The 18773-nt window shown below is 69.0% G+C and carries 22 protein-coding genes; all 22 read right to left on the reverse strand.

What is annotated here, in order from left to right; all coding sequences use genetic code 11:
• Positions 1–26 precede the first annotated feature (26 nt).
• Entirely contained in the window at positions 27–317 is a 291-nt protein-coding gene (rpoZ, locus tag ASC61_RS17685; protein WP_056214269.1) for a DNA-directed RNA polymerase subunit omega, read from the reverse strand.
• Positions 318–336: 19 nt separating this feature from the next.
• Positions 337–939: a guanylate kinase gene (gene gmk / locus ASC61_RS17690; protein ID WP_056214272.1), complete on the reverse strand. Its 603-nt coding sequence runs from the start codon at positions 937–939 to the stop codon at positions 337–339.
• Positions 932–1270 carry an integration host factor, actinobacterial type gene (gene mihF, locus ASC61_RS17695; RefSeq protein ID WP_056214275.1) on the reverse strand — a complete coding sequence of 113 codons (339 nt, stop codon included), beginning with the start codon at positions 1268–1270 and terminating at the stop codon, positions 932–934. Before mihF ends, gmk begins: the two co-directional genes overlap by 8 nt.
• 34 nt (positions 1271–1304) lie before the next feature.
• Positions 1305–1736, reverse strand: coding sequence for a hypothetical protein (locus tag ASC61_RS17700; RefSeq protein WP_056214278.1), 432 nt, complete (start codon positions 1734–1736; stop codon positions 1305–1307).
• Between the two features lie 35 nt (positions 1737–1771).
• Positions 1772–2587: an orotidine-5'-phosphate decarboxylase gene (gene pyrF, locus ASC61_RS17705; RefSeq protein WP_056214280.1), complete on the reverse strand. Its 816-nt coding sequence runs from the start codon at positions 2585–2587 to the stop codon at positions 1772–1774.
• Entirely contained in the window at positions 2584–5910 is a 3327-nt protein-coding gene (gene carB, locus ASC61_RS17710) for a carbamoyl-phosphate synthase large subunit (RefSeq protein ID WP_056214283.1), read from the reverse strand. Before carB ends, pyrF begins: the two co-directional genes overlap by 4 nt.
• Positions 5910–7022: a glutamine-hydrolyzing carbamoyl-phosphate synthase small subunit gene (gene carA, locus ASC61_RS17715; protein WP_056214287.1), complete on the reverse strand. Its 1113-nt coding sequence runs from the start codon at positions 7020–7022 to the stop codon at positions 5910–5912. The genes carB and carA overlap by 1 nt, the downstream gene beginning before the upstream one ends.
• Positions 7019–8314, reverse strand: coding sequence for a dihydroorotase (locus ASC61_RS17720; protein ID WP_056214290.1), 1296 nt, complete (start codon positions 8312–8314; stop codon positions 7019–7021). Before ASC61_RS17720 ends, carA begins: the two co-directional genes overlap by 4 nt.
• Positions 8311–9264, reverse strand: a complete 954-nt coding sequence (locus tag ASC61_RS17725; RefSeq protein WP_056214292.1) for an aspartate carbamoyltransferase catalytic subunit — start codon at positions 9262–9264, stop codon at positions 8311–8313. Before ASC61_RS17725 ends, ASC61_RS17720 begins: the two co-directional genes overlap by 4 nt.
• Positions 9261–9842, reverse strand: a complete 582-nt coding sequence (gene pyrR / locus ASC61_RS17730; RefSeq protein ID WP_056214295.1) for a bifunctional pyr operon transcriptional regulator/uracil phosphoribosyltransferase PyrR — start codon at positions 9840–9842, stop codon at positions 9261–9263. Before pyrR ends, ASC61_RS17725 begins: the two co-directional genes overlap by 4 nt.
• 212 nt (positions 9843–10054) lie before the next feature.
• A complete protein-coding gene (gene nusB, locus ASC61_RS17735; RefSeq protein ID WP_056214298.1) occupies positions 10055–10465 on the reverse strand; it encodes a transcription antitermination factor NusB in 411 nt (136 codons plus the stop codon).
• The gene (gene efp / locus ASC61_RS17740) at positions 10465–11031 is read right to left on the reverse strand and encodes an elongation factor P (RefSeq protein ID WP_188110526.1); all 567 of its coding nucleotides are present in this window, start codon (positions 11029–11031) and stop codon (positions 10465–10467) included. The genes nusB and efp overlap by 1 nt, the downstream gene beginning before the upstream one ends.
• The gene (locus tag ASC61_RS17745; protein ID WP_056214304.1) at positions 11028–12095 is read right to left on the reverse strand and encodes a M24 family metallopeptidase; all 1068 of its coding nucleotides are present in this window, start codon (positions 12093–12095) and stop codon (positions 11028–11030) included. The genes efp and ASC61_RS17745 overlap by 4 nt, the downstream gene beginning before the upstream one ends.
• The gene (aroB, locus tag ASC61_RS17750; RefSeq protein WP_056214306.1) at positions 12092–13183 is read right to left on the reverse strand and encodes a 3-dehydroquinate synthase; all 1092 of its coding nucleotides are present in this window, start codon (positions 13181–13183) and stop codon (positions 12092–12094) included. Before aroB ends, ASC61_RS17745 begins: the two co-directional genes overlap by 4 nt.
• Complete coding sequence (locus ASC61_RS17755) at positions 13180–13689, reverse strand: shikimate kinase (RefSeq protein WP_056214309.1); 510 nt, start codon at positions 13687–13689, stop codon at positions 13180–13182. Before ASC61_RS17755 ends, aroB begins: the two co-directional genes overlap by 4 nt.
• The gene (gene aroC, locus ASC61_RS17760; RefSeq protein WP_056214311.1) at positions 13686–14864 is read right to left on the reverse strand and encodes a chorismate synthase; all 1179 of its coding nucleotides are present in this window, start codon (positions 14862–14864) and stop codon (positions 13686–13688) included. The genes ASC61_RS17755 and aroC overlap by 4 nt, the downstream gene beginning before the upstream one ends.
• Before the next feature lie 48 nt (positions 14865–14912).
• Positions 14913–15239, reverse strand: a complete 327-nt coding sequence (trxA, locus tag ASC61_RS17765; RefSeq protein ID WP_056214314.1) for a thioredoxin — start codon at positions 15237–15239, stop codon at positions 14913–14915.
• Complete coding sequence (locus ASC61_RS17770) at positions 15236–15640, reverse strand: MerR family DNA-binding transcriptional regulator (RefSeq protein ID WP_056214317.1); 405 nt, start codon at positions 15638–15640, stop codon at positions 15236–15238. Before ASC61_RS17770 ends, trxA begins: the two co-directional genes overlap by 4 nt.
• Positions 15641–15686: 46 nt before the next feature.
• A complete protein-coding gene (locus ASC61_RS17775; RefSeq protein ID WP_056214320.1) occupies positions 15687–16358 on the reverse strand; it encodes a prepilin peptidase in 672 nt (223 codons plus the stop codon).
• A gap of 10 nt (positions 16359–16368) precedes the next feature.
• The gene (locus tag ASC61_RS17780; protein ID WP_056214323.1) at positions 16369–17172 is read right to left on the reverse strand and encodes a shikimate dehydrogenase; all 804 of its coding nucleotides are present in this window, start codon (positions 17170–17172) and stop codon (positions 16369–16371) included.
• A complete protein-coding gene (gene mltG, locus ASC61_RS17785; protein WP_056214324.1) occupies positions 17172–18317 on the reverse strand; it encodes an endolytic transglycosylase MltG in 1146 nt (381 codons plus the stop codon). Before mltG ends, ASC61_RS17780 begins: the two co-directional genes overlap by 1 nt.
• Positions 18318–18324: 7 nt before the next feature.
• Positions 18325–18771 (reverse strand): Holliday junction resolvase RuvX, encoded by a 447-nt coding sequence (gene ruvX, locus ASC61_RS17790; protein WP_056214328.1) that lies wholly within the window; start codon positions 18769–18771, stop codon positions 18325–18327.
• Positions 18772–18773: the final 2 nt, after the last annotated feature.

Consider the following 18773-nt stretch of genomic DNA (forward strand, 5'->3'; position numbering starts at 1 on the left):
TACCGCCTCACTTCGGAGAGCGTGGATCAGGCCTTGGTGGCCGCGGCCTCGGCCTCGGGGTCGACGTCCTCGACGGTCAGGAGGTCGGAGTTGATCTCACGGAGCGCGATCGAGAGCGGCTTCTCCTGCACACCGGTCTCGAGGAGCGGTCCGACGTACTCGAGCAGGCCTTCGCCGAGCTGCGAGTAGTAGGCGTTGATCTGCCGCGCACGCTTGGCGGAGTAGAGGACGAGCTTGTACTTGCTGTCCGCCTTCTCCAGAAGATCGTCCAGCGGCGGGTTGGTGATGCCGATGGCAGTCGAGCGTGTCGTGGACACAGAGAGCCTCACAGAAAGATTAGGAATGCACCCGGCTCGTGCCGGATCTGAACAAGTCTACCAATTCTTGGCAAGCGGTCTCGACATCGGTGTTGACGATCGTCACGTCGAACTCCGGCTCGGCCGCAAGCTCCGTACGGGCCGTGGCCAGCCGCCGCTCGCGCTCCTCGGGACCCTCAGTCCCCCGGCCGACGAGCCGCCGTTCGAGCTCGGCCCAGCTGGGCGGCGCGAGGAAGCACATCAGGGCGTCGGGCATGCGTTCACGCACCTGGCGCGCACCTTGCAGGTCGATCTCGAGCAACGCCGGAGTGCCTGCGGCGAGGCGCTCCTCCACAGGCGCGCGTGGTGTGCCGTAGCGGGCCGCTCGATGGACCACGGCCCACTCGAGCAGCCCGTCCTCGGCGATCAGCCGGTCGAACTCCTCGTCGGAGATGAAGTGGTAGTGGACGCCGTCGACCTCGCCCGGTCGCGCCGGGCGGGTCGTCACCGAGACGGAGATCCAGATGTCGGGGTGGCTACGACGTACGCACGCCGCAACCGTGCCCTTGCCGACCGCGGTGGGACCGGCGAGGACGACGAGCCGCGAAGGGCGTGTGACGGGCGCAGGAGACCCGTCAGGCACGGCCAGAGCGGCCTGTTCTATCGGCGAACTCGGCGATCAGGGCCTTGACCTGGTTGGCGCCGAGTCCACGGAGCCGGCGGCTGTCGGCGATGCCGATGCGCTGCATGATCTCCTGGGCGCGGACCTTGCCGACGCCGGGCATCGACTGCAGGAGGTCGATGACCTTGAGCTTGGCGATGACCTCGTTGGCTCGCGACTCCTGGATGACCTCGGTCAGGCTGGCGCGCGAGTTCTTGAGACGGTTCTTGACCTCGGCCCGCAGCTGCCGGGCGGCCGCTGCCTTCTCGAGTGCAGCCTTGCGCTGCTCCGGCGTCAATATCGGGAGTGCCACTTGCCTCACCTCATCTGTTGTACGGAATGGTGTTTCAGCTGAGCTTGATCTTGCATTCCTGCTTGACGTTCTTGACCACGGCGTTGCGCTGCTTGGTGGTGCCGTTGAACTTCTCGTAGGCCGCGTTGATCGCCTTGAGCTGGTTGGTGTCCAGCTTCTTGAGCTTGGCCTTGTCCTTCATCTCTTCGAGCTTGATGCCGGCCTTCTTCTGGGCCTCGACGATCCCGGTCGTGGCCGTCGCCAGCGCCTTCCAGTCCGCCTTGATCGAGGCCGGAGCGTCCTTGCTGATGTCGGTGAGCAGCTTCGCGTAGCTGACGTAGGCCGCGTCGGTGCGGGTCTCGCCGAACGTGTTGAGGGAGTCCTTGTGCTTGTCGACCGCGTCGCAATAGGGATCTCCGCCACCGCAGCCCGAAAGGGTCGTGATCGCGACGATCGTCGTGATCAGGACGGCGGCGGTTCTCTTCATGCATGGACTCCTCGGGAGGCGGGCGACCCCGGACGCTATGACCCTACAAGTTCGGCGTTGACCCGGGCGACAGAATCGCGGAGCGCCTGGACATCGGGGCCGGCGGACAGGACGCCTCGTGAGGTCGACGGGATGACGTTGTCGATGACCGAGCCGAACAGCCTGCGGATGTCTGCCACCGTGCCGCCCTGCGCCCCGAATCCGGGCACCAGGAGCGGTCCGTTGATGGCGAGGTCCTCGGCGGCGTCGCCGATCGTCGCGCCGACGACCGCACCAAACGAGCCCATCGGGTAGGCGTCGGCGTTGAGCGCGGCGAGCTGGGCGAGCACGCCACCGGCAACCGTACGCTCACCGTTGACGGCGTGCTGGACCTCGGGCCCCTCCTTGTTGGAGGTCAGTGCGAGCACGAAGACCCCGGCGTCGTTCTTGGCGGCGACGTCGAAGAACGGCTGCAACGAGCCGAAGCCGAGGAACGGGTTGACGGTGATCGCGTCGGCGGCCATCGGGGCGTCCTCGTCGAGATAGGCGTCGGCGTACGCAGCAGCGGTCGAGCCGATGTCGCCACGCTTGACGTCCAGCACCACGAGCGAGCCCGTGTGGCGCAGATCCTGGATCGTACGCTCGAGGACGACGACGCCACGTGCGCCGAACCGCTCGAAGAACGCCGACTGCGGCTTGACGAACGCGACCTTGCCGGCGAACGCCTCGACGCAGATCGTCGCGAAGCGGTCGAGCCCTTCGACGTCGTCGGGCAGTCCCCACTCGGCGAGCAGCGACGAGTGCGGGTCGATGCCCACACACGCCGGCCCGTACGCCGCCATCGCCGCACGAGCGCGCGAACCGAAGCTCATGCCCGCGCCTCGGTGACGATGCGGCCCCAGTCCTGCAGCGACTTGACCCCGATCTTGCCCTCGATCAGTGCCTCGATGCCCTGCACCGCGGCGGCCAGGCCCTGGACCGTCGTGATGCACGGGATGCCCTCGGCGACGGCCGCCGTGCGGATCTCGTAGCCGTCGATGCGGGGGCTGCCGCCTGACGTCACGCCGTGGGGCGTGTTGATGATGAGCTGCACGTCCTGGTCGTGGATCTTGTCGACGATCGTGCTGCGGGCCTGGCCCGGCAGCGGCTCCTCGTTGAGCTTGCGGATGACCGTCGCGGTCACGCCGTTGCGGGCGAGGACCACCGCGGTGCCGCTCGTCGCGAGAATCTCGAAGCCGAGGTCGGCGAGGCGCTTGACCGGGAAGATCATGTGTCGCTTGTCGCGGTTGGCGACCGACACGAACACCTTGCCGGACGTCGGCAGGCCGTTCTGCGCGCCGGCCTGCGACTTGGCGAATGCCGTGCCGAAGCCGGAGTCGAAGCCCATGACCTCGCCCGTCGAACGCATCTCGGGACCGAGCAGGGTGTCGACGTAGCGACCCTCGTACGTACGGAAGCGGTTGAAGGGCATGACCGCCTCCTTGACCGCGATGGGGGCGTTGTCGGGCAGCTTGCCGCCGTCGCCGGTCGCCGGGAGGATGCCGGCCGCACGCAGCTCGGCGATCGACTCGCCCAACATGAGCCGGGCGGCGGCCTTGGCGAGCGGCGTCGCGGTCGCCTTGGAGACGAACGGGACGGTGCGCGACGCGCGGGGATTGGCCTCGATGACATAGAGGATGTCCGACGACAGGGCGAACTGGATGTTGATGAGTCCGCGCACGCCGACGCCCTTGGCGATCGCCTCGGTCGACGCGCGGATGCGCTCGACCTCCGCGTCACCGAGCGTGATCGGGGGCAGGGCGCACGCCGAGTCGCCGGAGTGCACGCCGGCCTCCTCGATGTGCTCCATGACGCCGCCGAGGAACAGCTCGGTGCCGTCGTAGAGCGCGTCGACGTCGATCTCGATCGCGTCGTCGAGGAACCGGTCGACCAGAACGGGCCGCTCGAACGAGATCTCCGTGGCGCGGCCGATGTAGTCCTTGAGCGTGCCTTCGTCGTAGACGATCTCCATGCCGCGGCCGCCCAGGACGTACGAGGGGCGGACCAGGACGGGATAGCCGATCTCCTCGGCGATCTCGCGCGCCCGGGTGAACGACGTCGCCATGCCGTGCTTGGGTGCGGGCAGGTCGGCGTCGGCCAGGACCTTGGCGAACGCGCCGCGCTCCTCGGCCAGCTCGATCGCGGACGGCTGGGTGCCGACGATCGGCACGTCGGCCGCCTCGAGGCCGGCGGCAAGGCCGAGCGGCGTCTGGCCGCCGAGCTGCACGATGACGCCGACGACCGGGCCGGCCTGCTGCTCGGCGTGCACGATCTCGAGCACGTCCTCGAGCGTCAGCGGCTCGAAGTAGAGCCGGTCGGACGTGTCGTAGTCGGTCGAGACGGTCTCGGGGTTGCAGTTGACCATCACGGTCTCGTAGCCGACCTCGGACAGCGCGAGCGCGGCGTGCACGCACGAGTAGTCGAACTCGATGCCCTGCCCGATGCGATTGGGGCCACTGCCCAGGATCAGCACCGCGGGCTTGGTGCGCGGCTCGACCTCGGTCTCCTCGTCGTACGACGAGTAGTGGTAGGGCGTCTTGGCGGAGAACTCGGCGGCGCACGTGTCGACGGTCTTGTAGACCGGGCGTACGCCGAGCGCGTGGCGCACTCCCCTGACGACCTCCTCGCTGAGGCCCCGGATCTTGCCGATCTGGGAGTCGGAGAAGCCGTGCCGCTTGGCCCGGCGCAGCAGCGTGGGCGACAGCTCCTTGGCACCGGTGAGCTCGACCGCGATCTCGTTGATCAGCGCGAGCTGGTCGACGAACCACGGGTCGATCTTGGTCGCGTCGAAGATCTCCTCGGGCGTGGCGCCGGCGCGGATCGCGTCCATGACCTTCTTGAGCCGGCCGTCGTGCGGGACGCTGATCTCCTCCAGGAGCGCAGCCTTGTCGAGGTCGACCCATTCCTTGTGCCAGTCGAACGCCGCGTCGGGCCGTTCGAGCGAGCGCAGCGCCTTCTGCAGCGCCTCGGTGAAGTTGCGGCCGATCGCCATGGCCTCGCCGACCGACTTCATGTGGGTCGTGAGGGTGGCGTCAGCGGCTGGGAACTTCTCGAACGCGAACCGCGGCACCTTGACGACGACGTAGTCGAGCGTCGGCTCGAACGAGGCGGGCGTCTCCTGCGTGATGTCGTTGGGGATCTCGTCGAGCGTGTAGCCGATCGCGACCTTGGCGGCGATCTTGGCGATCGGGAAGCCCGTCGCCTTGGAGGCGAGCGCCGACGACCGGGACACGCGGGGGTTCATCTCGATGACGACGATGCGGCCGTCCTCGGGGTTGACCGCGAACTGGATGTTGCAGCCGCCGGTGTCGACGCCGACCTCGCGGATGATGCCGATCGAGATGTCGCGCAGCCGCTGGTACTCGACGTCGGTCAGCGTCATGGCCGGAGCGACCGTGATCGAGTCGCCGGTGTGCACGCCCATGGGGTCGAGGTTCTCGATCGAGCAGACGATCACCACGTTGTCGGCGGTGTCGCGCATGACCTCGAGCTCGTACTCCTTCCAGCCGAGGATCGACTCCTCGAGGAGCACCTCGGTGGTCGGGCTGAGCGCGAGGCCGGAGCCGGCGATCCGGTGCAGGTCGGCCTCGTCGTACGCGAGACCGGAGCCCGAACCGCCCATCGTGAACGACGGGCGTACGACCACGGGATAGCCGCCGAGGCCCTCGACGCCGTCGAGGCACTCCTGCATCGTGTGGCAGATGACGGACTGGGCCGACTCGGCGCCCCACTCCTTGGGCAGCGTCTCGACGACGGCCTTGAAGGACTCGCGGTTCTCGCCCTTCTGGATCGCATCGATCGACGCGCCGATGAGCTCGACGCCGTACTTCTCGAGCACGCCCGCCTCGTGCATCTGGATCGCGGCGTTGAGCGCGGTCTGGCCGCCGAGGGTCGCGAGCAGCGCATCCGGGCGCTCCTGCGCGATGACCTTCTCGACGAACTCCGGCGTGATCGGCTCGATGTAGGTCGCGTCGGCGAACTCGGGGTCGGTCATGATCGTCGCGGGGTTGGAGTTGATCAAGATGACGCGGATGCCCTCCTCACGGAGGACGCGACACGCCTGGGTGCCGGAGTAGTCGAACTCGCAGGCCTGGCCGATGACGATCGGACCTGAGCCGATGACGAGAACGCTCTGGATGTCGGTGCGCTTCGGCATCAGGCGCTCACTCCCTGCATGAGGTCCACGAATCTGTCGAAGAGGTAGGCCGCATCGTGCGGGCCGGCGGCGGCCTCCGGGTGGTACTGGACGCTGAACGCCGGCTGGTCGAGCAGCGCGAGGCCCTCCACGACGTTGTCGTTGAGGCACACGTGCGTGACGCGACCGGGGCCGTACGGCGTGTCGAACGTGCCCTCGATCGGCGCGTCTACCGCGAAGCCGTGGTTGTGCGCCGTGATCTCGACCTTGCCGGTCGTCAGGTCCTGCACGGGCTGGTTGATGCCGCGGTGGCCGTAGACCAGCTTGTAGGTGCCGAGGTCGAGTGCCCGGCCGAAGACCTGGTTGCCCAGACAGATGCCGAAGTAGGGGATGCGCGCGTCGAGCACCTGCTTGAGCACCGCCGTCACGTGGTCCGTCGTCGCCGGATCGCCGGGCCCGTTGGACATGAACACGCCGTCGGGGCTGAGCGTGGCGATCTCCTCGTACGTCGTGGTGGCCGGCATGACGTGCACCTCGATGCCGCGCTCGGCCATGCGGCGCGGCGTCATGCCCTTGATGCCGAGGTCGATCGCCGCGACGGTGAGCCGCTTGTCGCCGACCGCCGGTACGACGTACGTCTCGTCGGTCGTGACGTCGGCGAGGAAGCTGGCGCCCTTCATGCTGGGTGCCGCGGTGACCTTGGCGAGCAGCGCGTCGACATCGGTGGACGCCGAGCTGATGCCGCCGCGCATGGCGCCCCGCTCGCGGAGGTGGCGGGTCAGCGCCCGCGTGTCGATGCCGGAGATGCCCACGACGTCCTGCGCGGCGAGCTCCTCGTCGAGCGAGCGGTTGGAGCGCCAGTTCGAACGCACGCGTGCGGGGTCGCGGACGATGTAGCCGTCGACCCAGATGCGGCGCGACTCGAAGTCCTCGTCGTTGATCCCGGTGTTGCCGATGTGCGGCGCCGTCATCGCGACGATCTGGCCCTTGTAGGAGGGGTCGGTGAGAGTCTCCTGGTAGCCGGTCATGCCGGTGGAGAACACGATCTCGCCGATCGTCTCGCCGACGGCGCCGAACGACTCACCGCGGAACACCCGCCCGTCCTCCAGCACGAGGATCGCTTCGGTCGTCATACGGTGCCCCCTTCCACCAGCGCGCGGTCGCGGACGGTCGGTCTGCCGCGCAGGAACGTCGTCACGACCTCACCGGGCAGCGTCAGCCCGGCGTACGGGTTGTTGCGCGACAGCGATGCGGTGTCCCTGGCGTCGATCACGCGGGTGGCGGCGGGATCGATCAGCACGATGTTGGCCGGCTCACCCACCTCGAGCGGGCGACCCTGGTTGCTCACCCGACCGATCGACGCCGGCTTGGCCGACATCTTGTCGGCGACCTGGACCCAGGTCAGCAGGCCGGTGTCGACCATTGTCTGCTGGACGACCGAGAGCGCCGTCTCGAGCCCGAGCATGCCGAAGGCGGCGGCGGACCACTCGCACTCCTTGTCCTCCATGGGGTGAGGGGCGTGATCCGTGGCCACGATGTCAATCGTGCCGTCGGCGAGGCCCTCGCGCACGGCGGCGACGTCGTCATTGGAGCGCAGCGGCGGGTTGACCTTGTAGATCGGGTCGTAGCTGCGCACCAGGTCGTCGCTCAGCAGCAGGTGGTGCGGCGTGACCTCGGCCGTGACGTCGATGCCACGGCCCTTGGCCCAGCGGATGATCTCGACCGATCCACGCGTCGACAGGTGGCACACGTGCAGTCGCGAGCCGACGTGCTCGGCGAGCAGCACGTCGCGGGCGATGATCGCCTCCTCGGCGACGGCCGGCCAACCGGTCAGGCCGAGCTCGCCGGACAGCGGACCCTCGTTCATCTGGGCGCCCTCGGTCAGGCGGGGCTCCTGCGCGTGCTGGGCGATGACGCCGTCGAACGCCTTGACGTACTCGAGCGCCCTGCGCATGATCACGGCGTCCGAGACGCACTTGCCGTCGTCGGAGAACACCCGGACGCCGGCCGCGGAGTCGGCCATGGCGCCGAGCTCGGCAAGGCGCTCGCCGCCGAGGCCGATCGTGACGGCGCCGACGGGCTGGACGTCGCAGTAGCCACCCTCGCGGCCGAGGCGCCAGACCTGCTCGACGACGCCGGCGGTGTCGGCGACGGGGTCCGTGTTGGCCATGGCGTGCACGCAGGTGAACCCGCCACGCGCCGCGGCCTTGGAGCCGCTCAGGACGGTCTCGGCGTCCTCACGGCCGGGCTCGCGTACGTGCGTGTGCAGGTCGACGAGGCCGGGCAGCGCGACCAGACCGGTCGCGTCGATCACCTCGTCGCCGTCGAGGCCTGCGCCGATCGTGGTGATGACGCCGTCCTCGATCGCGATGTCGCTGACGGTCTCGCCGAGGATGCTTGCTCCCCGGATGACGTACGAGCTCATTCAGTGCCTTCTTCGCTGGTGGGTTCCCCGGCTGCGCCGCCGAGGAGGAGGTAGAGGACGGCCATGCGTACGGCCACGCCGTTGGTGACCTGCTCGACGATGACCGAGCGCACGTGGTCGGCGACGTCGGCGGTGATCTCCATGCCGCGGTTCATCGGCCCGGGGTGCATGACGATCGCGTGCTCCGGAAGCCGGTTGAGCCGGGGGGTGTCGAGACCGTAGCGGCGGCTGTACTCGCGCGCGCTGGGGAAGAACGCGGCGTTCATGCGCTCCTGCTGCACCCGTAGCATCATGACGGCGTCGGCCTTCTCGAGCGACGAGTCCAGGTCGTACGACGTCTCGACCGGCCACTTCTCGATGCCGACCGGCAGCAGCGTCGGCGGCGCCACGAGCGTGACGTTGGCGCCGAGCGTGTCGAGCAGCAGCGCGTTGGAGCGCGCCACCCGGCTGTGCAGGACGTCGCCGACGATCGTGATGTTCTTGCCCTCGAGCTCGCCGAGGTGCCTGCGCATCGTGAACGCGTCGAGCAGCGCCTGCGTCGGGTGCTCGTGCGTGCCGTCGCCGGCGTTGATGACCGCGCCGTTGGTCCACTTGGCGTTGGCCAGGCGGTGCGGTGCGCCGGAGTGCTGGTGCCGGATGACGACCGCGTCGGCGCCCATGGCCTGCAGGGTCAGGGCGGTGTCCTTGAGGCTCTCGCCCTTGGACACGCTCGAGCCCTTGGCCGAGAAGTTGATGACGTCGGCGCTGAGCCGCTTGGCCGCGGCCTCGAACGAGATGCGGGTGCGGGTCGAGTCCTCGAAGAACAGGTTGACGACGGTGCGACCACGCAGCGTCGGCAGCTTCTTGATCGGCCGGCTCGCCACCCCGAGGAGCTCTTCGGCGGTGTCGAGGATGCGGATCGCGTCCGTACGGTCGAGGTCGCCCGCGCTGAGCAGGTGTGTGAACGTCATGATGCTGCTCCCCCTCGGATGTCCACGGCGTCGCGCTCGTCGGACTCGGTCAGCCCGACCTTGACCTTCTCGACCAGCGAGGTCGGCAGGTTCTTGCCCACGAAGTCGGCGCGGATCGGCAGCTCACGGTGGCCACGATCGATGAGCACGGCGAGCTGCACGGCCTTGGGCCGGCCCAGCTCGTTGAGCGCGTCGAGCGCGGCCCGGATCGTCCGGCCCGAGAACAGCACGTCGTCGACCAGCACGACGATCTTGCCGTCGATGTCGTCGGGGATCTCGGTGTGCTCGAGCGCCCGGGCCGGCTTGAGCCGCAGGTCGTCGCGGTACATCGTGATGTCGAGGGCGCCGGCGGTGATGTCGCGGCCCTCGACCTCGGACATCCGCTTCGCGATGCGCCGGGCCAGGTGGACGCCGCGCGTCGGGATGCCGAGCAGGACGACGTCAGAGGCGTCGCGGTTGCGCTCGAGGATCTCGTGGGTGATGCGCGTCAAGGCGCGTGAGATGTCCTTGTCGTCCAGGACGGTTCGAGCGGGTGCGTGCGAGTTGTCAGCACGGGGGGCGTCATCAGACGCGACCATGTCTGACCTCCTTCTCCGCCTCTCGGGACGGCCGTTAAAGGATGTCGATGTTCGTCGGTCAGCCTAGCAGCGCGTCAGTCGTGTTCCGGACGCGGCTCGGCGAGCTGATGGCCCTCCGACTGGACCTTGACCCCGCGATTCGTGAGGTTGCAGGCACTATCGGGATGCTGAAACGCCATTAACCCCACAAACCGCGGAGGGAGAGCGGGGGATCAGACAGCCAGGGTCGGCTTGAGCTCGACGATCTTGCTCAGCAGGCCGTTGACGAACGACGGTGACTCGTCGGTCGACAGGTCGCTCGCCAGGCTCACGGCCTCGCTGACGGCGACGGCGTCGGGGACGTCGTCGACGTAGAGGATCTCGTACGCCCCGATGCGCAGAAGGTTGCGGTCGACCGCCGGCATGCGGTCGAGGGTCCAGTCCTTGGCGTTCTCGGTGATGATCTCGTCGAGCCGGTCGCGGTGGGTGACGACGCCCTCGATCAGGAGTACGGCGTAGTCGTTGACCGGGTACTCGGTGTCCGCTCGACGATCAGCAAGAGTGCCGCCGGGCGGCAGGCTCTGCGCCTCGGACTCGAAGAGGATGTCGAGGGCGCGCTTGCGGGACTTCGTGCGAGCGGCCATCAGGCCTGCACGCGACCGAGGTAGCTGCCGTCGCGGGTGTCGACCTTGATCTTCTCGCCGTTGACGATGAACAGCGGGACCTGGATCTCCTTGCCGGTCTCGAGGCGCGCGGGCTTGGTGCCGCCGCTCGAGCGGTCACCCTGCAGGCCCGGCTCGGTGTACTCGACGAGCAGCTCGACCGAGGCCGGGAGCTCGATGTAGAGCGGCACACCTTCGTGCATCGCGACCATCGCGTCCTGGTTGTCGAGCATGTAGTCCTTGGCGTCACCGACGACGGCCTCGGAGATGTTGACCTGGTCGTACGTCGTCTTGTCCATGAAGACGTACGAGTCGCCGTCGTGGTAGAGGTACTGGAAGTCGCGCTTGTCGACATTCGCGGTCTCGATCTTGAGGCCGGCGTTGAACGTCTTGTCGACGGTCTTGCCGCTCATGACGTTCTTGAGGGTCGTCTTGACCATCGCGCCGCCCTTGCCGGGCTTGTGGTGCTGGAACCACACGACGGACCAGAGCTGTCCGTCGAGGTCGAGGACCATGCCGTTCTTGATGTCGTTCGTGGTGGCCATCAGCCAATCTCCAGGAGGTCTTTGGTCATCGTGGTGAGCACCTCGGGGGCGCCCGTGGTCACGAGGACGGTGTCTTCGATACGCACTCCCCCGCGACCCGGGACATAGATGCCCGGCTCCATCGTGAGGACAGTGCGACTAGCCAGTTTACCTGTGTGTGAGGGCCCGATGAACGGGTCCTCGTGGATCTCGAGCCCGACGCCGTGCCCGAGCCCTGTCGTGAAGGCGTGAAGCCATCCCGCAGCGTCCAGGCTGGCGGTCGCTGCAGCGTACGAATCGGCGATTGCGACGCCCTCGCGGAGCGCCTCGACACCGGCCGCCTGAGACGCCCGCACCGCGGCGTGGATCTCGCGCTGCCAGTCGTCAGCGCGACCGAGCACGAACGTACGCGTGCAGTCGGCGTGATAGCCGTCCACGCGGGCGCCGAAGTCGATCTTGACGAAGTCACCGTCGCCGAGCACCCGCCCGGTCGGGCTGTGGTGCGGGATCGCGGAGTTCTCCCCGGCGGCGAGGATCGTCTCGAACGCGATCGCCTCGGCACCGAGGTCGAGCATGCGGCTCTCGAGGTCTCGGGCCACGGCGCGTTCGGTACGACCCACAAGCGGGCCTTGCAGCAACGAGTCGAGCGCCCGGGTCGAGATGTCGCAGGCCCGGCGCAGGGCGTCGACCTCGACGTCGTCCTTGACCTCGCGCAGCGTCTCGACGAGCCGCTCAGCGGGTACGAACGTCGTGCCCGGCGCGAGCTCGGTGAGCCGGGCGTGGCTGTCGACGCTGAGCGTGTGGGTCTCGACCGCCCACGTGCCGCCGGCGATGTGCTCGACGGCACCGCCGAGGAGGTCGCGGCCGATCTGGTGCGCGACGTCGGGCAGCTCGGCGGCAGCCTGGTCGCGGTAGCGGCCGTCGGTCAGGAACACCGCGTCGCCCTCGCGGGGCACGACCAGCGCGCCGTTGGAGCCGGTGAAGCCGGTGAGATAGCGGACGTTGACCAGCGTCGTGACCACGACGCCGTCGAGCCCGCGCGCGGCCAGCTCGGCGACGAGCCGGTCGCGGCGCGCTGCCGTGGTCACGAGGAGATGGCCCGGTAGGCGTCGAGGATCAGCTGCTCGTCCGGTCCGGCGAGGATCGCCGGTTTGGCCAGCCCGTCGAGGACCACGAACCGGAGCTGGTCGCCGCGGGTCTTCTTGTCGAGCCGCATCGTGGACGACAGCGCCTCCCAGATGCCCGGCCGGTACGTCATGGGCAGCCCGAGCGTGCCGAGGATCGACCGGTGGCGGTCCAGCAGGTCCTGGTCGATGCGTCCGGCGCGGTGCGCCACCTCGGCGACGAACACCATGCCGATCGACACCGCCTCGCCGTGGCGGATCCGGTAGTGCTCGAACCGCTCGACCGCGTGGCCGAACGTATGACCGTAGTTGAGCGCCTCTCGGCCGATCCCGTCGTCGCCGGTCTCGCGCAGGTCGCCGGCGACCGTGCGGGCCTTGACCGCGATTCCCTTGGCGATCAGCTCGGCGACGATCGGTGACGAGGCGTCCGCGAGCGACTCGGGCGCGGCCTCGATCAGGTCGAGGATCGTCGGGTCGGCGATGAAGCCACACTTGGCGACCTCAGCCAGACCGCTGCGGAGCTCGGCGGCAGGCAGGCTGCGCAGCACGTCGAGGTCGCACAGCACGCCGACCGGCTCGTGGAACGCGCCAACGAGGTTCTTGCCCTCGCCCGTGTTGATGCCGGTCTTGCCACCGACTGCTGCATCGACCATGCCGAGCACGGTCGTGGGGACGTTGACGAAGCGGACGCCTCGCAGCCAGCTGGCAGCGACGAACCCGGCGAGGTCAGTCGTGGCACCGCCGCCCAGGCCGACGATGACGTCGGACCGGGTGAACCCTGCCTCGCCGAGCACCTTCCAGCAGAACGCCAGCACGTCGGCGGTCTTGGCGGTCTCGCCGTCAGGCACCTCGATCAGGTGCACCTCGAGCGCGTCGGAGACCAGCGGCTCGCGCAGGATCTCGGCCTGCTTGGCCATCGTCGGGGAGTGGATGATCGCGACGCGCAGGACACCGAGCCCGAATCCGACGAGCCCCCGAAGCTGCTCATGCACGCCGTTGCCGATCACCACGTCGTACGGGCGCTCAGTGGGCACGGTCAGGCGGGTGCTCATCGGTCCTCCTTGATCAGGGTCAGGGCTTCGTCGGTCACGTGGGCGGCGTCCAGGTCGTCCGTGACGATCGTGAAGCGCGCGACCTCGGCGTAGAGCGGGCGGCGCTGGTCGAGCAGGTTCTTCATCTGCGCGCGGACATTGCCGAGCAGGAGCGGCCGGTTGCCGTTCATGCCGACGCGCGCCACGGCGGCCGGCAGGCTCACGTCGAGGAAGATCACCCGGTGCTGCCGCAGCAGCTCACGGGTCGCTGCGCTGAGCACGGCACCGCCGCCAAGGGCCAGAACGCCGTCGTGGCCGCTGAGGGCCGCAGCCACGGCTCGCTCCTCGAGCGCACGGAAGTGCGCCTCACCGTGGTCGATGAAGATGTCCTGCACGGACACGCCTTCGCCGGCTTCGACGTCCTGGTCGGTGTCGCGAAACGGCACGCCAAGCCGTTCGGCCAGCGACTCGGCGACCGTGGTCTTGCCCGCACCGGGCGGACCGACGAGGACGACGACGGGGCTCAACGGTGCCTCAGGTTGGCCAGGTAGCCCTCGACGTTGCGTCGCGTCTCCTCGACCGCGTCACCGGCGAACTTCTCGAGGATCGCGTCGGCGACCACGAGGGCAACCATGGCCTCGGCGACGATGCCGGCAGCCGGCACCGCGCAGACGTCCGAGCGCTGGTGGTGGGCACGGGCCTCCTCACCGGTCTCGACATCGACGGTGCGCAGGGCGCGCGGCACCGTCGCGATGGGCTTCATCGCGGCACGTACGCGCAGGATCTCGCCAGTGGTCATGCCGCCCTCGGTGCCACCCGAACGGCCCGAGGTGCGCCGGATGCCGTCGGCCGTCGGCACGATCTCGTCGTGCGCGAGCGAGCCTCGCGTGCGGGCCAGCTCGAAACCGTCGCCCAGCTCGACTCCCTTGATGGCCTGGATGCCCATCAGTGCCGCGGCAAGACGGCCGTCCAGCCGCTTGTCCCAGTGCGTGTGCGAGCCGAGTCCCGGCGGCAGTCCTTCGACGACGACCTCGACGACGCCGCCGAGCGTGTCGCCGTCCTTGTGGGCCTGGTCGATCTCGGCGACCATCGCGGCGCTCGTGTCCGGGTCGAAGCAACGCACGGGATCGGCGTCGAGCGCCTCGACGTCGCCATGGCTCGGGATCACTCCGGCCGGAGCGCGTACGGTGCCGAGCTCGACGACGTGCGACACGATCGTGGCGCCGGTCGTCTGCTGGATGAACTGCGCGGCGATCTCGCCGAGGGCGACGCGGGCCGCCGTCTCGCGGGCACTCGCCCGCTCGAGGATCGGACGCGCCTCGTCGAAGCCGTACTTCTGCATGCCGGCGAGGTCGGCGTGTCCGGGACGCGGGCGGGTCAGCGGCGCGTTGCGCTTGAGCCCGTCGAGGACGTCGGCGTCAACCGGATCGGCCGCCATGACCTGCTCCCACTTGGGCCACTCGCTGTTGCCGATGCGCAGCGCGATCGGGCTGCCCATCGTCGAGCCGTGGCGCAGCCCTCCGACGATCTCGAGCTCGTCCTGCTCGAACGCCATGCGGGCACCGCGGCCGTAGCCGAGACGGCGACGCGCGAGGGCCGCCTGGATGTCCTTGCTGGTCACCTGCACTCCGGCGGGCAATCCCTCGAGGACGGCGACAAGGGCGGGGCCGTGCGACTCACCTGCGGTCAACCAACGAAGCATGGGATCAATTCTCCCACGCCCCACCCGTCACCCGGGACGGCGTCCGTCCTACTGGACGAAGCGGTCGAGCTCGGCGGCCAGCGCCCGCTTGGGCTTGGCGCCGACGATCGAGGCGACGAGCTCGCCGCGCTGGAACACCTGGAGCGTCGGCACGGCCATGACCCGCTGGGCGGCCGCGGTCACCACGTTCTCGTCGGAGTTCATCTTGACGATGCGCAGCTTGTCGCCGTAGTCGTCGGCGAGCTCCTCCAGCACCGGGGAGACCTGCCGGCACGGGCCGCACCACTCGGCCCAGTACTCGACGAGCACGGGGGTCTCCGAGGCGAGCACCTCCTGCGCGAACGTGGCATCGGTGACGGCGGGAATCTTGCTCATCGGATCTCCTGGAGGTTGTGGGTCGGGGTCAGGTCGCACAGCGGCTCGGCGCGGTCGGAGGCCTTGGCGAGCAGCTCGATCAGGGCGTCACGGCGCTCGGTCAGGTCGGCGATGCGCGCGCTCATGTCGGTGATCGCAGTCCGGTACGTCTCGAGGGAGGCCGGGCAGTCGTCGCCCTCGGCGTTGCCCGAGACCAGGCAGTCGAGGAACGGCCGGGTCTGCTCGGCCTTGATCCCGAGCGCGCCCAGCGCATGCACCTCGCGGACCAGGCGCACGGCCCGGTCGTCGTAGTCGCGGTAGCCGTTGCCGAGCCGCTGCGCCGAGACCAGCCCGAGCGACTCGTAGTAGCGCACCGCCTTGATGGTGACCCCGGCGTGCCGGGCAACCTCGCCGATCCTCATGCCACCACGCTAGACGTTGACCCGTGGGTCAAGGTCAAGTCCGAGGTCAGGCTCCGTAGAGTGCCGGTCCCCACGTCGCGCCGATGACCGCGCCAACGACCATGTAGGGCCCGAACGCGTACGACTTCGAGTCGACGATCTTGAGGCGCGAGAGGACCAGCCCGAACACCGCGCCGAGGAGGAACCCGGCGTACATGCCGACGAGCACCTGGTGCGTGCCCAAGGCGCCCAGCGCCGGGGCGAGCACCCCTGACAGGCGTACGTCGCCGAAGCCGAAGGCGCCGCGTGCGACCCAGTAGAGGACCCGGAAGATCACGTAGACGACGACGTTGGCCACCAGCGCATCGACGAGGACGTCGACGTCCTGCAGCAGGATCGCCCCCAGGCCCACGAGTGCGTAGGTCGCCAGATAGGTCGGCGCGACGACGAGATAGGGCAGCAACCGGGTGCGCCAGTCGATGAACACCAACCACGAGCCGACACCGGTCACCAGGACCCATACGGGCAGGACCTCGACGTGCTCGATCTTCCACGCGACGAGGCCGGCCATCAGGGCAGCGCCGAGCGCAAGCCCCACCGTGAGCCCAGGCGTCCGCGACAGCTCGGCGTAGGGGACCTTGTCCTCATCGGGCTCCGGCGGCTCCGGAAGGCGCCTGAGCGCCCACGGGCCGGCCGCGCCGAGGAGAGCCGCTGCGAGAGCGGCGATCGCGATGGTCACGGGTGCGAACCTAGCGCGTCGAGAGCGCAGCCAGTGCGGCTCGGCGCAACAGCTGTGGAGAAACCTGCTCGCCGGTCATGAGCTCGACCTGGAGCGCGGCCTGGTGCGCCAGCAGGTCGAGTCCGGACACCACGCGTACGCCCGCCTGCTCGGCGGCCTTGGCGATCGGCGTCGGCCACGGGTCGTAGACCACGTCGAACACCGCACGCGACGAGTCGACCAGCTCGTGCGACCGCGAACCGACGACCTCGCCCGGCACGGTCGAGATCAGCAGGTCGAGCTTGTCGATCAGCGGTTCGTCGATCGTGTGGATCGTCACCGCGAGCCCTGCAGCCTTGGCCGCGTTGGCGGCCTCGGTCGCCCGGGAGGGTTCGCGGACCACGAACTCGACCCGCTCGGCGCCGATCGACGCGACGGCGTACGCCATGGAGGCCGCGGTGGCCCCGCCCCCGAGGATGCGTGCCGATCGGGCCTGCTCGACACCGCGCTCACGCAAGGCCGCCACAGCGCCCGGTACGTCGGTGTTGTCGCTGCGCAGGCCGGTGTCCTCGACCAGGATCGTGTTGGCCACGCCGAGTCGCCCGACGAGCTCGCTGGCCTCGGGCACCAGCGCGGCGACGCGGCGCTTGAGCGGCGCGGTGACCGAGAACCCGCGCACGTCGTCACCCAACGACGACAGGAACACCTCGAGCCCGTCCTCGTCGAGCTCGACGGCCTCGTAGGTCCAGTCGAGGCCGAGCTCGGCGTACGCGGCGCGATGCATCGCCGGGGAGAGGGAGTGGGCGATCGGCGAGCCCAGGACGGCACACTGCATCAGCAGCCCTTGGCGTCAGCGGAACGGCAGTACTCCTGGAGCTTGAGGACCGCAGCATCGTGCTCAGCCTTGGTGTTGGAGAACACCGTCTCGCCGGTCTCGAGGTTGACCGCGACGAAGTAGAGCCAGTCGCCGTCGGCCGGGTTGAGGGCCGCCTCGATGGTCTTCTCGCCCGGGGACCCGATCGGTCCCGGAGGAAGGCCCGCAGACTTGTAGGTGTTGTAGGGCGAGTCGGAGTTGCGCTCGTCCTCGGTGGTGAAGACGTCGCCCTCGCGGCCACTGGCGTAGGACACCGTGGAGTCGAGCTGCAGCAGCATGCCGTCCTTGAGCCGGTTGTAGAGGACCCGGGCGACCTTGGGATAGTCGGAGTCCTTCTTGGCCTCGTACTCCAGGATGCTGGCCACCGTGAGCACCTGCTCGCCGTCGAGGCCCAGCGCGCGGGCGCGAGTGCCGATGTCGAGGTCCTTGGCCACGGACAGCGTCTTGGCCACCATCTGCTTGAGCAGCTGGGTCGCGGTCGTCTTGGCGCCGACCGAGTAGGTCGCCGGGAACAGGTAACCCTCGGGGTTGCCCTTGGCCACGGCGGGCAGGCCGATCGCGTCCGGATCCTTGAGTGCCTTGGTCACGGCTGCGGCCGAGATCTTGGTCTTCGCCGCGATGATCTTGGTGATGGTCTTGACGCGCGAACCCTCGGGGATCGTCACGCGGCTCTCCCCCGGCGCGCCGACGATGTTGCGCTTGTCGGACAGCGCCTTCATCGCCGCCTCGGCCGACATCTGCTTCTTGACCTTGTAGTAGCCGGCCTGGATCGCCTGGAACCGCGAGTCCTTGAGCGCGAGCTGGTAGAACGCCTCGGCGCTCTTGACGACGTCCTTCTCAGCGAGGATGTCGGCGATCTGCTGACCGTTGGAGTTCTGCGGGATCTCGACCGTGACGCTGCCGGTGCCGCTGCCGGAGTAGTCGGCCGGCCCGCTGATGAAGCTCGAGACCTTGGTCCAGACGAAGTAGCCGCCGAGCACCAGAGCGAGGACGACGACCAACGTCACGATCCGGCGGCCCCACGGCTTGCTCGGCGGGGCGCTGGCGCGCCTGCGCCCGGGGCCCGAGGAGCCACCCGTCATCAGGTCCAGTCCGCTGTCACTCATCGATCCCTCACAAGCTCTCTCCGGGGGCGGACCCGCGGGTCCGTTCTGTGTCCAGTGCCGTCTGCAGGATCACCGTAGCGGCAGCCTGGTCGATCACCGTTCGTCTGGACGCTCCGGAGCGTCCGCTGTGTCGCAGCTGCCCCTCGGCCGTCATGGTCGACATGCGCTCGTCGAACAACCTGATCGGCACCGGTGCGATTGCCGGCAGCAGGTCGGCGCAGAACGTACGCACCTTGACCGCTGCCGGGCCCTCGCGGCCGGACAGGCCGACGGGTAGCCCGACGACGCACTCGATCGGCTCGTAGTCGCGCACGATCTCGGCCAGCCGGGCGATCGCGCCCGAGCCCGCCGGCACCGTCTCGACCGGCGTCGCGAGGATGCCGTCGGGATCGCTCACGGCGACCCCGATGCGTACGTCGCCGACATCGACACCGACCCGCCGGCCACGACGCATCG

Source organism: Aeromicrobium sp. Root344 (assembly GCF_001425755.1).
Lineage (GTDB): Bacteria > Actinomycetota > Actinomycetes > Propionibacteriales > Nocardioidaceae > Aeromicrobium.